The organism is Paenibacillus sp. FSL H8-0282, assembly GCF_037963825.1.
GTDB classification, from domain to species: Bacteria; Bacillota; Bacilli; order Paenibacillales; family Paenibacillaceae; genus Paenibacillus_AQ; species Paenibacillus_AQ odorifer.
Map to the genome: position 1 here is coordinate 2,851,804 of NZ_CP150146.1, position 12,822 is coordinate 2,864,625.

Below are 12,822 nucleotides of genomic sequence, written 5' to 3' on the forward strand. Positions count from 1 at the left end.
ATCATTATCATAATTGACGAGGAAATGAGAGGGTGACAAGATGGAGCGCCTTTTAGAGGTAAAAGATCTAGCGATATCATTCAAAACACACGGTGGAGAAGTACAAGCGATCCGTGGTGTTAGCTTCCATGTAGATAAAGGTGAAACTCTAGCGATAGTTGGGGAATCCGGTTCCGGTAAAAGTGTAACTTCACAAGCGGTAATGAAGTTAGTTCCAACGCCGCCAGGAGAATATAAACGTGGACAAATTTTATTTGATGGACAAGATTTGATCGGTAAGACTGAGAAGCAAATGCAGAAGATTCGTGGTAAAGAGATCGGTATGATTTTTCAGGATCCGATGACTTCCTTGAACCCGATGATGAAGGTCGGCAGACAAATTACTGAAGTACTGCACAAACATGAGAAAATCTCCAAAGAAGCTGCCAATAAACGTGGGGTTGAACTGCTTACGCTAGTAGGTATTCCTTCACCAGAGCGCCGCTTCAATCAATATCCGCATGAGTTCAGTGGCGGTATGCGTCAACGTGTCGTTATTGCAATGGCACTTGCAGCAAACCCTAAGCTTCTGATTGCGGATGAGCCAACCACAGCGCTCGACGTTACCATTCAGGCACAGATTCTTGACCTGATGAAGGAATTGCAGAAGAAGATTGATACGGCGATTATTTTTATCACCCATGATCTTGGTGTTGTAGCAAGAATGGCGGATCGTGTAGCGGTAATGTATGCCGGACAAATTGTTGAAATGGGAACTGCAGAAGAGATCTTCTACGATCCAAGACATCCTTACACTTGGGGATTGCTTGCATCCATGCCAAGTTTAGAGAGCAAAGGTTCTTTGCTTACCGCTATTCCTGGTACCCCTCCAGATTTGATCAAACCGCCTAAGGGTGATGCCTTCGCACTTCGCAGCACCTATGCTATGCAAATCGATATGGAGAAAGAGCCTCCAATGTATAAGGTTTCGGATACCCATATGGTGAAGTCTTGGTTAATGCATCCGATGGCACCTAAGGTGGAACCGCCGACAGTCGTTAAGAATAGACAACGTATACTTAAGAACGCTTATCCAGAGCCAGTTTTAGTGCAAGAAGGCGCTAAGTAAGCAACTTGTTTTAACTAAATAATAAGAGGAAACGCTAGGCCATTTAGTTGGCTTAGCGTTTTTTTTTATTTTCTACAATATTCACTATTATTTAAATAAATATGAATTAATACGAACTTAATTAAATAAAAGGGTTGACTATTTATCGTTTTCATCTCAAAATGAAAAGGCATACATAGGGGGTATAACGATGAAGAAGATAATTATTACTACTTTACTTAGCGTTTCATTATTAGCTGTAACCGCGTGCAACAACGACACGGCTAATTCTGGCAACACAAACAGCGGACCTGAGCCTGTTCAGCCTGTCTTCAAGAATGTTTCTGTACATGATCCTTCCATTATTTTGGCTGATAATAAGTACTATGTGTTTGGCTCGCATTTGGCTTCTGCTAAATCCGACGACCTGATGTCCTGGACTCAATTGTCCTCTGGAGTTGTTGATGGAAACGTACTCATCCCGAATGTCAAAGAGGAATTAAAAGAGGCCTTAACCTGGGGAAAGACGGACACTTTATGGGCACCGGATGTCATTCAATTGGCGGATGGTAAATATTATATGTATTACAACGCGTGTAAAGGTGATTCCCCATTATCAGCACTTGGTATAGCCGTGTCAGACCATATTGAAGGACCTTATAAGAACAAAGGGATCTTCTTAAAGTCAGGTATGGTGGGTGTAGGCGATGACGGAGAAACTTATGATGCCACACAAAAGCCGAATGTTGTAGATCCGGATGTGTTCTTTGATAAAGAAGGCAGATTGTGGATGGTGTATGGTTCTTATTCCGGTGGTATTTTTATTATGGAACTGGATACAAGCACAGGATTCCCACTGCCAGATCAAGGTTATGGCAAAAAGCTTCTAGGCGCAAATCATGCGCGGATAGAAGCTCCCTATATGCTGTACAGTCCTGAGACGGATTACTACTACCTGTTCCTATCCTACGGGGGGCTGGCTGCTGATGGCGGATATAACATCCGTGTAGCTCGCTCGAAGACACCTGATGGACCTTTTGAAGATTCTGAGGGCCAGGATATGATCGATTCACAGGGCACAGCTGGCGTATTGTTTGATGATCCTGCTTATGCTCCTTACGGAGTTAAACTCATGGGGAATTTCGAATTCCTGAATAATGACGATGAGCTCCCAGTAAGTGGGGAAGGATATGTATCACCAGGACATAACTCCGCATTTTACGATGAAGAGACTGGCAAGTATTATTTGATCTTCCATACACGGTTCCCGAATCGTGGTGAAAAGCATGAGGTTAGAGTACACCAGATGTTCATGAACGCTGATGGCTGGCCGGTGGTCGCACCACACCGTTATGGTGGCGAGACCATTGATAAATATACGAAAGAGCAAATCGCAGGCGAATACAAATATGTGAATCATAATAAAGAAATTACGGCAGATATCGTGCAATCGGAGCTAATTCAATTGACGAAGAGTGGTAAAATCAAAGGCGCAGTAAAGGGTAAGTGGAAGCTTATCGACGATCATACTGCAGAGTTAACGATAGCTGGTTCTACTTATAAGGGTGTGTTCCTGAAAGAGTGGAATGAAGCTACAGCCAGTAATGTTATGACGTTCACCGCGGTTTCTAATGAAGGGATCTCTATCTGGGGAAGTCATGTATCACCTTCGGAATAAGATAGTTTAAAAGGATTAACAGCAGAAGGGGTTTCAACTAGTCATGTGTAATGGCTAAGTTGAAACCCCTTTTATAATGTAGGATTAGTCTACGAACTTTCGGATCACAATAACAGCATTATGGCCGCCGAAGCCAAATGAATTGGAGATGCCTATTTCGAGATTAGCTTTTCGTGCATTGTTAGGTACGTAATCTAAATCACAGATGGAATCAGGCGTGTCCTGATTGATGGTAGGAGGAATGATCCCTTCTTGGATACTCTTAACTAAAGCGATGGCTTCTAAGCCGCCAGCGGCCCCTAAAGCATGTCCAGTCATGGACTTATTAGCGGTTACGGGGATGTGGTAGGCATGCTCGCCAAATAACTTTTTAATCGCTAGGGTTTCAGAATGGTCTCCTACTACTGTACTTGTCGCATGCGCGCTGATTACATCTACATTGTGGGGCTGGAGATTAGCTTCATTTAGCGCTAACTTCATAGCTTGATAGGCACCCATTCCCTCTGGATGAGTGGCAACCATATGATAAGCATCAGAGCTAGCACCATACCCGATCACTTCGCCGTGAATCTTGGCGTTTCTACGTTGAGCATGGGAGAGTGACTCAAGAATGACTATGCCGCCACCTTCACCGATTACAAAGCCATCCCGTCCTCCATCGAAAGGGCGGCTCGCTTTAGTAGGCTCTTCATTTCGTGTAGATAAAGAGGTGGCATTCCCGAAGCTGGCCAACGAGATTTCAGTAATAGCAGCTTCAGAACCCCCGGCTATAACAATGTCCGCACCGCCATAACGAATTAAACGGAAGGCCTCGCCAATCGCAGTATTTCCAATAGAACAAGCTGTTACTGGAGACATGGTCGGGCCGAGAGCTCCAAATTTAATGCTGATCATCGCCGCAGCCATATTGGAGATCATCATGGGAATTAAGGTAGGGCTGACTCGATCAGGTCCACGCTCTTTCAGGACCGTACCTTGATCCATCAAGGTCTGAATTCCTCCAACACCAGATCCTACATAAACGCCAAGTCTCTCCTTGTCAATCTTATCAAGCTGGAGGCCAGAATGTTTCCAAGCCTCTTCAGTAGCTGCGAGGGCAAACTGACTGAATCTGTCCATTCGCCGTGCCTCTTTACGCCCAAATCTGCCTTCTGCATCGAAATCACGTACTTCGCCGGCAATTCTCGTCTTAAAACCTGTTGTATCAAATGAAGTGATCGGGGATATACCCGATTCACCAGAAATTAGCCGATCCCAAAATTGCCCGATTGTATTTCCAAGTGGTGAGATTAAGCCCATGCCTGTAATCACTACGCGTTCCATAATGAACCTCCTCAGCTAGTGTATACTAGTATTTTTCCACTTTATTTATCCTATTACAAGTTATCGTTTATCCTAGTATAATTTGTACTATACTAAAGGAACAGGAATCCCAAAGTGGAGGTAGCTTATGGCTAATCAAACAAGATTACAAGCATTATCCGATTTTTTGAAAGCACGACGTGCGGCTATTTCACCAAGCGCTGTAGGCTTACCAGAAGGCACACGCAGAAGAACGCCAGGACTCCGCAGGGAAGAGGTTGCACAGCTTGCAGGGGTAAGCAGTACCTGGTATACGTGGCTTGAACAAGGCAGAGATATAAAAGTCTCGTCCTCTGTTTTGGACTGTATTGCCACTGCACTTAGGCTGACTAAAGATGAGCGGAAGTATCTTTTTGCACTGGCTTTAGAAACTGGAACCGGCACCACACCCTATCCGCAAGATGAATCTTCTGTAATTAGTCCTTCGCTGCAGAAAATTTTACAAGAACTTAAATATTGTCCTACGATAATCTCTGATAGACGTTGCGGGATCGTCGGTTGGAATGAAGCTGCAGCCCATGTTTTTCTTGATTTCTCAAAGCTGCCCATCGAAGAGCGGAATATGATCCGATTGTTATTTGTTCGTAAGGAGTTTAGGCGCTTAGCAGTGAATTGGGAACAATTCGTCAGCGGATATCTTTCTATCTTCAGAGCGTATTACGGACAGTATGTAGAGGATCATTGGTATGATGAATTTATAGAGGAATTGAAAGAATTGCATCCGGCTTTTAATGAGATGTGGGAGCAAAGTCGGGTTAGCTCGGCCCCGGATGTGTTACTAGAATTCAGACATGCCAAGGCGGGGAAAATGTTATTTCATCTAACCTCTTTGCAGGTTCAAGGCAGTGCAGATTTACGCTGCAGCATCTATACTCCTGCGGGAGATTCGAATACTGAAACCAAGCTAAAGCAGCTTATGGAGCAGCACACAATAGAAGGATTAAGCTAGATTCACATAGAGAAGCATCCCTAGCTGAACTTCCAGCTAGAGATGCTTAATGCTACACTATTAGAAATCTGATGTTGAAATTTCAATAGTTCCGAATGTGGTGCCAGCAGGAGTACTTAAGAGTGCAGCTACCAAAAGGGCATGAACTGCAAGCGTAAGGCTATTGAATGCTGGAATCGTGTATGTGATAACTGGAGCATTCACACGAGTGATTACTAAATCTACTGGGAAGTTGGAGTTATTGTTCACAGTAACAGCAGCGTTAATTCCACCTGCAAGGTTTTCATAATAAGATTTACCAATGACAGGGGCTAAATTGAAATATTGAAGCGGTAATACGATGGCCATAGTAACGACCTCCTTTTCGTTTGATAGGATATTCTATGTTGAAAATCTATTAATGCTAGAGCGAATGCCATGGTGAATTAGCACTTTTTAATAGAAAAAACCGGGGATGTCCAATAGCCACTTAGAAAGCGGCTGGGACATCCCCGGTTTATTTTCGTACGCTTATTCCGTTTTTTTACGATAAATCAGATACAGTATCAATCCGAATAGCATGCCGACAAACGACATTGCGGAGATCGTTAAGTAAAGAGCTTTACCCCCAAAGGCATCATATAATGCCCCACCAGCATAAGAAGCCAGGATACCTGATACACCGAAGAACAATAGTGCAAGAACGGTTTGCCCTGTAGCACGCCATTCCTCGGGTACAATGCTGTAGAGGTATTGAATAGCAGCGGAGTAGAACACAGGGAAGGTAAGAATTTGCAGAATCTGCAAATACGCTAACAAGTGTGGATCAATGATCCAAGCTGAAATCAAGAAACGAAGGAAATAGAAGGCTCCGGAAATCGATATGATAATCAGTTCTTTTCCTTTTCGCAACCACCAGAAGCTTAATGCAAAGACAATGATTTCACTTATTGCCGCGAGGAAAAATGATTGGCCTACCAGTTGAGGACTGCCACCAAGCTCACGAATATAAACTCCAATAAATGTATCGTTCATTCGTGCGGGTACAGAGCTAATAAATATGAGCACCAGAAACATCAATGTCTTTTTGTTGCCAAAAAAGTGCTTGAGGCTATCCAGCGTGACCGGCTTACCTGTGACGGGGGCATCTGGCATGTTCCAGCTTACTATAAAGCTTATAAGGCAAATGGCAACAAACAGAAGAGCTATTCCATGAGAGCCGAAAAAACCAAGCACATAGCCAGTAATCAGAGCCATTACACCATAACCTAGCGCACCATATGTACGGATAGAACCATAGCTAATTCCAGCCGCCTCAGAGACTCGGAAATTCAAGCTTTCTGTCAGCGGATCAATGGGCATCAAGAAGAAATACAGCAGCATAGCAAAAAGAATGAGAACAACGTAACTGCTGGAATCGAACAAAAAGTATCCGGTTACCGCTGAGCATAACAGCAGAGCTAACAGCACTTTGCGGATGGTTTTTGTTTTATCACTGATCATCCCCCATAAAGGCTGGGCAACGATGGTAACAAAACCACCAGTTCCAATAATGAAGCCGATTTGCGATGGGCTTAGACCTTGTTCACTTAGATAGACTGGCAGAAAGGGAATAAACATGGCTAGCAGAGCAAAATACAAAAAGTTAAACCCTCGTAAAAGATTTGGTGCATTCATAAGTTTTTTTACCTCACGTGTTAGAAAATTTGTATAGAGTCAATTTTGCTATTGTATCATGGATAATAAATGATTAGGATATAAATCTATTCGCGGAACTGCTCAAGATGACCCTAACCCTCTATAAATTTCTGGCCGTAATATGATAAACTGGTTACTATTAAAGCAAAATGCAAGGAGAAACGTTAATGATAAAGTTGGTATCATGGAATGTGAATGGTCTTCGGGCCTGTGTTAAAAAAGGGTTTGATGATTATTTTAAGGAAGTAGAAGCAGATATTTTCTGTGTACAGGAGACGAAGCTGCAAGAAGGGCAGATTGTTCTGGAACAGGGTGAAGAATACTATCAATATTGGAATTATGCAGTGAAAAAAGGGTATTCAGGCACAGCTATATTCACCAAAATCAAGCCGATCTCTGTGAGATACGGAATGGAAGAGGATGAAGAAGCGGAAGGCCGGATTATTACGCTGGAGTTCGAACATTTTTATCTAGTGAATGTGTATACACCAAATGCCAAACGAGATCTGGCTAGATTGGATTACAGAATGGAATGGGAGGACCGCTTCCGCAATTACCTTCTGGAACTGGACAAGCTAAAACCAGTCGTTGTATGCGGCGATATGAACGTAGCCCATCAGGATATTGATATCAAAAATGCTAAAGCTAACCGCGGAAACTCTGGCTTTACCGATGAAGAAAGAGGAAAAATGAGTACGCTGCTGGAGTCCGGCTTCATAGATACCTTTAGATATTTTCATCCAGAGCTTGAAGGCGTTTATTCATGGTGGTCTTATATGCCGAAGGTGAGAGAACGGAATGTAGGCTGGCGGATTGATTATTTCCTAGCTTCTTCTAGACTTGCACCTAATCTGCTGGATGCCCAAATCGATTGCCACATTATGGGGAGCGATCATTGTCCGGTCATCCTCAAGCTTGCTGATTTCACAGATTAGAATCGAATATTTAAAAGGCCGCTAAGTCTCTTTAAAGGACGAAGCGGTCTTTTGTATTCATTAAGAATTATAGTCTGCCAATGATCTCAGGGAATTCAGTCGGTCCCATATTCACATTAAACTTTTGTTTAAGAATTAGCTGATTCTCTAGTAAGATTATTTCAAGAGTTATGCAGAAAGGCATTTCAATAAACAATAAAGTAAGCTGTAGCTGATCATCAGCAACCCAAGTAAAGCTGGACATGATTCGGTTCAAGGAAGCATCAATGACCTGTGCGAAGCTTTCGAGCCATTTCCCTCGACCAAGACGGATCACAGAATCCTCTCCAGTCTTAAATTGTAAAGTAACTGCAGCTTCGTTGTTATTGAAAGAGATAGAGAAGGTGTCCAAGGCAAATTGGTTGTCATCGAGCTTATAGGTTAAGCCGTTTATTCGTTCTTCTTGTGATGAAGAGGGCTGCAGTTGTGGCGGTTGGATAGATAAATTCTTTAATTGTTCAACCAAGTGGGCAGAAGCAGCCGGCTCTAATGGCAAGGGAGCTGGCTTCATCGCGGGAAGCAGATGTTCCCACACAGCATTCAACATTCCTTGTATACTGTCTGATGCAGCAGTAGTAATAATTACGGCATCTTGCTCCGGAAGCACAACACAGAGTTGACCGAAGGCGCCATCTGCCCGGTAGCCACCGTGCTGGCATTGCCAGAACTGATACCCATATCCCATTGCCCAGTCATGATCACCTTCGCCATTGGAAATATGTTTGGAAGTAGCCTCATTAATCCACTTTTCAGGCAGAACCCGTTGATTATTCCAGATTCCTTTTTGTAAGTATAGCTGGCCGAATTTAGCGATATCCTCGGTTGTAATGTTTAAGCCAAATCCCCCTGTGTTAATTCCACGTGGACAAGACTCCCACGTTGCACCGTGAATGCCCAGAGGAACGAAGAGGCGCGGTTCTAAATATTCTAGCAATGTTTGGCCAGTAACCCGTTGAAGGATCGCGGCCAGCATGTAAGTAGCACCGGTATTATATAGGAAATGTGTACCCGGTTGTTTCTCGACGGGGACGGAGAAGAAAGCTTTCACCCAATTCCCGTCGGTACTTTTGCGAAGGGTGTCCATAGTATCCACGACATGCCCGGTACCCATCATCAATAGATGTCTGATTGTCATATTGGATAGATTCTCCGTGATAGTCGAAGGAGCCTCTTCAGGGAAAAAGGAGAGGACAGAATCATCGAGGGTGACAAGTTTCTCAGTAACAGCAAACCCGATTGCGGTTGAGGTGAAGCTTTTGCTAAGGGAAAATAACATATGCGGAAGAACGGACCTGTAAGGAGCCCACCAGCCTTCAGAGACCACATAACCATGTCGTAATAGCATAAAGCTGTGCAGGCCTAAATTTTGTTCCTCTACTGCACTAATAAAGCTGGATATTGCGGTTGATGAAATCCCCTGTTCTTCTGGAAGACTTCTAGATAACTGCAAGCTGCTTGTAGTCTCCATACGCTCATCTCCTAAATTTTGAGAATGCTCACCTCCTAATTCTATAATAATTTCCAATGTAAAAATACCATTTAAAAAATAACTAGTTTAGCTTTCTACAGGGCTGTTGCTGGATACATCAGATTGGAGCCGTTTCTCTGGCCAAGAAATAACATGAGAAGTTCGACTTAGTTTCTCATATATTAGCTGAGTTTCTTTTTTGAATATACTAATGACTAAATGAATAAAGAAAGCCAAGTCTATCAATAGAACAAACAGATGAATAAGCATATTCCATACGGAGGAAAGATTCCCTAGAAGGGCGGAATCAAGCAAAAGAGCGTGAATCCCAAGCAGCACCCAATATAGCAGGCCATATCTGATCATCAGAGCCCAGAAAAAAGCATGATTCCCGCTGCTCTTCACCCGAATCCGCACCATCCATTTCCCTAAGGTCCGTCCGCCCGTGAGAGCCGGAACAAGCATGAAGTAAATACCAGTTACAATCCAGAAGGCAGCTTTTATATCGAATCCGAAGAGTACCCCAAACCCGATGCTCCACACCATACTATCGATTAGAAAAGCTATTCCTCTGCGGGTATAGGAGACTCTTTTGGCAGAGCGGTCAATGTTTGTATCCAGTTGTTCTATACGTGGCAATAGCCCGGAGATCCAAATGGAAATTCGAAATCCAAAAATCCCTCCGATTGTGTTGGTAATGAGATCATCGACATCAAAAAGACGGTAAGGATGATCGAAGAAACCATAAATTCCTGTAATCTGCGTGATCTCAAAGGACAAGGAAAAGGCAAAGGATAGTAGAATGCACACGACCCAGCGTGTACGAAAATAATAGCCCAGAAACATTCCAAACGGTACGGTCAATGCAACGTTAAAAATGACCTGTAAAAATGCAGGCTCACGCAGTAATGACCAGTAGGTCGAGATTTGTTCAGGGATGATTGACGATCCATCCACAATATCCTGAATAAACTGAAGGGGAATGAATTGGACGACACTCCCAGAAGGTGCTGCATTGTGCCGGGAGGATGGAAAAGGAAGCAAGACAAGAAAATAAGCGTTCATCAGATAGAGCAGCAGCAGATATAGGATTAAAGCTCTAAGCTTATGTATATAGCCATGTCTGCGGTATTGTACGATAAGAAAAGGTAGTGTGAAGACCAGCGCTGCTATTGGAAACATCATGAACGCATACGAAATTGGAAAAAAGTACGAATGAAACATAAGTCACCTGCCGTGGAATTGTTTTTATAAGAAAATTGACTCTACTTGGAAATAAGCTATCCCCGGCTCATTATAAGTTTTTATGATAGGGAACTCAACTAATTTATCGAACGTTTCCGGCATACATATGTCTATGAAGGAGCGTGAAGTGGATGGAGAAAAAGGTTCAGCAGTATTATCGGCTCAAGCAAAAACAAAAGGATATTGAAAAAGAATTGGCCGAGCTTCGTCAGGATATTTTAAATTATTGTAGTCAGCAGGAAACTAACGAGACTGAAATTGGCCGCTATAAAGTGAAGCTGGTCGTGCAAAACCGCAAAGAATATGATGATGCAAAGTTATATGAGACCTTATCAGACCCCGAAGTGTGGCGTTTGCTCTCCAAATCAGATCCGGCAAAGGTGGCAAGCTTGACCAAGTTGAATGTAATTTCAGAGGATAAAATCATGCATACTTATGCTTTGAAGACAGTGACACTGTTACAGGTGGATAAAAAATAGGGATTGAAGTGAGCGGTTCCTCGCGGGAGCCGCTTAATTTGGCTCATAACTGTCCAAATTAAGGAAATATGTTACAGTATTAGGGTGGAAGGGAGGTTGAATAGTGAAAAAAATAATCATCGGAGGCGTCATGGGCTTAACGATTTTACTTTTTTTCTTCTTTATTTTGCGGCATAATAATCAATCACTTGAGGTAAAACCGGATGTTATGTTCCCAACAGCGGAATACAGGGTGACTGATAGTAGTGCTCCAGGATTACCTATGCTTATAACTGCTGAAGGGGCGGATGTTATTAAGATACAGGCTACATCCGGCAATTTATTGTTATGGACTCCCCCTGACTACAAGGTGCATAACAAAGGTCTTGAGCTGAAAATCAAATCTGGAGATCAAATTTATTGGAGTCCAATGGATGGGGGGAATAAGCAAATAGATGAACCTCAGGATACCAAGATCACAGTGATTGCTTACCATAATGATAAGCAGATCGGAACGTCCAATGTAGAGATTCATAAGAATGATCTAGGTGTCTATACAGGTGAAATACCTGAAGTGAAGTAGCTGAGAATCTAAATCGAATCGCAACTATCCTCGTTTTGCGTTAAAATAAGAAGTGAAGCTGACCGAGTCCTTATAGCAACCCTAGAGATGGAGGAAGAGAATTCATGAAAGATTTTGAAGTAATGCTGGAGAAATATGCGAACCTAGTTGTAAAAGTAGGAGTAAATGTACAGCCTGGACAAGTCCTTATGGTACATGCACCGATAGAAACCGCAGAACTTACTCGCTTGATTGTAGCGAAAGCCTATGAAGCGGGAGCTAAATATGTAATTGTTGACTGGGACGATGAAGCAACTACACGGATCCGTTATGAAAAAGCCCCAGAGGATTCTTTCGATTACTATCCACAGTGGCAGGCTGAGATGATGGAGAAATTCGCGGAAGAGAATGGTGCCATCTTACATATTAAAGTACCTGATCCTGAACTGTTTAATGGCATTGATTCTTCTAAGGTATCTAGAGCTGTCAAAGCAGCGGCTGTTGCTCGCAAGAACTACTCCAAATATACTCGGAACAGCAAAATCAGCTGGTCTCTGGTCAAAGCGCCAACACGTGCTTGGGCGAACAAGGTTTTTGCCGATCTTCCTGAAGAAGAGCGGGTAGAGGCGATGTGGGAAGCTGTATTCCAGATGAACCGTGTGGGCAGCAATGATCCGGTAGCTGCTTGGAGAGAGCATATTGGTCAGTTGAAAGAAAGTCAGGACAGAATGAACGCTAAACGTTATAAAAGCTTGCATTACCGTGCTCCGGGAACGGATCTGCATGTAGAGCTTCCGGAAGGCCATTTATGGCGCGGGGGTGGCGGTGAGAATGATAAAGGCGTATATTTTGTAGCTAATATGCCAACGGAAGAGATTTATTCCATGCCCCATCGGACTGGCGTTAATGGCACAGTTAGAAGCACGCTCCCTCTTAATTTGAATGGACGGTTAGTTGAAGGACTTTCATTCACTTTTGAAAAAGGGAAAGTCGTAGCTTATGAAGCTGAATCCGGACGCGAACATTTAACCTCACTGCTGGCAACGGATGAAGGTGCATCTTATCTAGGAGAAGTAGCCTTAGTGCAGCATGATTCTCCAATCTCTCGCTTGAACCGCATTTTTTACAATACAGGGATTGATGAGAATGCCTCCTGCCATTTCGCGCTAGGAAGTGCTTATCCTGTAAATATTGAAGGCGGCACAAAGCTTACGAACGAAGAGCTTGTGGCTAGAGGAGCTAATGTCAGCTTAACTCATGTCGATTTTATGATCGGTTCAGCAGAGCTGGATATTGACGGAGAGCTGGCGGACGGCACGATTGAACCCGTATTCCGTAAGGGAAATTGGGTGTTGTAAGGAG

Annotated in this window: 12 protein-coding genes; 7 read left to right on the forward strand and 5 right to left on the reverse strand. The window is 43.3% G+C overall.

Features of this window, described 5'->3' with window-relative positions; translation table 11 throughout:
• Positions 1–40: 40 nt before the first annotated feature.
• Both NST94_RS12395 and NST94_RS12400 read left to right on the forward strand, forming a co-directional pair.
• A complete protein-coding gene (locus NST94_RS12395) occupies positions 41–1,108 on the forward strand; it encodes an ABC transporter ATP-binding protein (RefSeq protein WP_076135552.1) in 1,068 nt (355 codons plus the stop codon).
• A gap of 190 nt (positions 1,109–1,298) precedes the next feature.
• Positions 1,299–2,765, forward strand: coding sequence for a family 43 glycosylhydrolase (locus NST94_RS12400; protein WP_076301834.1), 1,467 nt, complete (start codon positions 1,299–1,301; stop codon positions 2,763–2,765).
• Positions 2,766–2,849: 84 nt separating this feature from the next.
• Here the strand turns inward: NST94_RS12400 and fabF are convergent, their stop codons facing one another.
• Positions 2,850–4,088, reverse strand: a complete 1,239-nt coding sequence (gene fabF / locus NST94_RS12405; RefSeq protein WP_076301835.1) for a beta-ketoacyl-ACP synthase II — start codon at positions 4,086–4,088, stop codon at positions 2,850–2,852.
• Between the two features lie 127 nt (positions 4,089–4,215).
• Here fabF and NST94_RS12410 point away from each other — a divergent pair, with 127 nt between their 5' ends.
• Positions 4,216–5,076 (forward strand): helix-turn-helix transcriptional regulator, encoded by an 861-nt coding sequence (locus tag NST94_RS12410; protein ID WP_076301836.1) that lies wholly within the window; start codon positions 4,216–4,218, stop codon positions 5,074–5,076.
• 60 nt (positions 5,077–5,136) lie between these two features.
• Here the strand turns inward: NST94_RS12410 and NST94_RS12415 are convergent, their stop codons facing one another.
• Both NST94_RS12415 and NST94_RS12420 read right to left on the reverse strand, forming a co-directional pair.
• Positions 5,137–5,424 carry a hypothetical protein gene (locus NST94_RS12415; protein ID WP_076125983.1) on the reverse strand — a complete coding sequence of 96 codons (288 nt, stop codon included), beginning with the start codon at positions 5,422–5,424 and terminating at the stop codon, positions 5,137–5,139.
• A gap of 162 nt (positions 5,425–5,586) precedes the next feature.
• The gene (locus NST94_RS12420; RefSeq protein WP_076183499.1) at positions 5,587–6,732 is read right to left on the reverse strand and encodes an MFS transporter; all 1,146 of its coding nucleotides are present in this window, start codon (positions 6,730–6,732) and stop codon (positions 5,587–5,589) included.
• A 191-nt stretch (positions 6,733–6,923) separates the two neighbouring features.
• On the opposite strand from NST94_RS12420, the gene NST94_RS12425 reads away from it, so the two are divergent.
• The gene (locus NST94_RS12425; RefSeq protein ID WP_076279814.1) at positions 6,924–7,688 is read left to right on the forward strand and encodes an exodeoxyribonuclease III; all 765 of its coding nucleotides are present in this window, start codon (positions 6,924–6,926) and stop codon (positions 7,686–7,688) included.
• Between the two features lie 67 nt (positions 7,689–7,755).
• Here NST94_RS12425 and NST94_RS12430 read toward each other — a convergent pair whose 3' ends face one another.
• On the reverse strand, positions 7,756–9,195 hold the full coding sequence (locus NST94_RS12430) for a serine hydrolase (protein WP_339282012.1): 1,440 nt from the start codon (positions 9,193–9,195) through the stop codon (positions 7,756–7,758).
• Positions 9,196–9,282: 87 nt separating this feature from the next.
• Entirely contained in the window at positions 9,283–10,380 is a 1,098-nt protein-coding gene (locus NST94_RS12435; RefSeq protein WP_248548119.1) for a VanZ family protein, read from the reverse strand.
• Between the two features lie 191 nt (positions 10,381–10,571).
• Between NST94_RS12435 and NST94_RS12440 the strand changes: the two genes are divergently transcribed.
• The 3 genes from NST94_RS12440 to NST94_RS12450 all read left to right on the forward strand — a co-directional run bounded on the left by NST94_RS12440 (position 10,572) and on the right by NST94_RS12450 (position 12,818).
• Entirely contained in the window at positions 10,572–10,919 is a 348-nt protein-coding gene (locus NST94_RS12440) for a hypothetical protein (RefSeq protein WP_076279804.1), read from the forward strand.
• 103 nt (positions 10,920–11,022) lie between these two features.
• Positions 11,023–11,481, forward strand: a complete 459-nt coding sequence (locus NST94_RS12445; protein WP_076219157.1) for a hypothetical protein — start codon at positions 11,023–11,025, stop codon at positions 11,479–11,481.
• 104 nt (positions 11,482–11,585) lie between these two features.
• Positions 11,586–12,818, forward strand: a complete 1,233-nt coding sequence (locus tag NST94_RS12450) for an aminopeptidase (protein ID WP_076189916.1) — start codon at positions 11,586–11,588, stop codon at positions 12,816–12,818.
• The last annotated feature ends 4 nt before the right edge of the window (positions 12,819–12,822 follow it).

Bases quoted from the DNA above. Each gene is read 5' to 3' on its own strand.
- NST94_RS12395 (WP_076135552.1), top strand. From the start codon at position 41: ATGGAGCGCCTTTTAGAGGTAAAAGATCTAGCGATATCATTCAAAACA.
- NST94_RS12400 (WP_076301834.1), top strand. From the start codon at position 1,299: ATGAAGAAGATAATTATTACTACTTTACTTAGCGTTTCATTATTAGCT.
- fabF (WP_076301835.1), bottom strand. From the start codon at position 4,088: ATGGAACGCGTAGTGATTACAGGCATGGGCTTAATCTCACCACTTGGA.
- NST94_RS12410 (WP_076301836.1), top strand. From the start codon at position 4,216: ATGGCTAATCAAACAAGATTACAAGCATTATCCGATTTTTTGAAAGCA.
- NST94_RS12415 (WP_076125983.1), bottom strand. From the start codon at position 5,424: ATGGCCATCGTATTACCGCTTCAATATTTCAATTTAGCCCCTGTCATT.
- NST94_RS12420 (WP_076183499.1), bottom strand. From the start codon at position 6,732: ATGAATGCACCAAATCTTTTACGAGGGTTTAACTTTTTGTATTTTGCT.
- NST94_RS12430 (WP_339282012.1), bottom strand. From the start codon at position 9,195: ATGGAGACTACAAGCAGCTTGCAGTTATCTAGAAGTCTTCCAGAAGAA.
- NST94_RS12435 (WP_248548119.1), bottom strand. From the start codon at position 10,380: ATGATGTTTCCAATAGCAGCGCTGGTCTTCACACTACCTTTTCTTATC.
- NST94_RS12440 (WP_076279804.1), top strand. From the start codon at position 10,572: ATGGAGAAAAAGGTTCAGCAGTATTATCGGCTCAAGCAAAAACAAAAG.
- NST94_RS12450 (WP_076189916.1), top strand. From the start codon at position 11,586: ATGAAAGATTTTGAAGTAATGCTGGAGAAATATGCGAACCTAGTTGTA.